We start from the raw sequence: 244 nt of genomic DNA on the forward strand, positions 1-244 counted from the left end.
CTTATTTTTTACTTTCAGTGCTTTCCTCCAGTATAATTACTGAAACTGCCTGGTCGTACCAAATGGTATACGGTTGCCTCTCTCTTGCTCTTTTCATTGCGGGTTTGTTTCTTCCAAAAATTGGCAGGATAATTCAGAAAAGCAACCAGAATTTAGTGTTATTAAATGCCGGATTTATAATAGGAACTGGACTAATAATAATTGGTCTTTCCACTTCTTATTTTGTTTTTTGTTTAGGATGGAT

The 244-nt window shown here is 34.8% G+C and carries 1 protein-coding gene; it reads left to right on the forward strand.

What is annotated here, in order from left to right; genetic code table 11:
- The coding region (locus SB753_RS40460; protein WP_410805600.1) for a DUF350 domain-containing protein at positions 1 to 244 on the forward strand (244 nt) is incomplete at both ends.

The sequence above is a fragment of the Paraburkholderia sp. SIMBA_053 genome, assembly GCF_046534895.1.
GTDB classification, from domain to species: domain Bacteria; phylum Pseudomonadota; class Gammaproteobacteria; order Burkholderiales; family Burkholderiaceae; genus Paraburkholderia; species Paraburkholderia caledonica.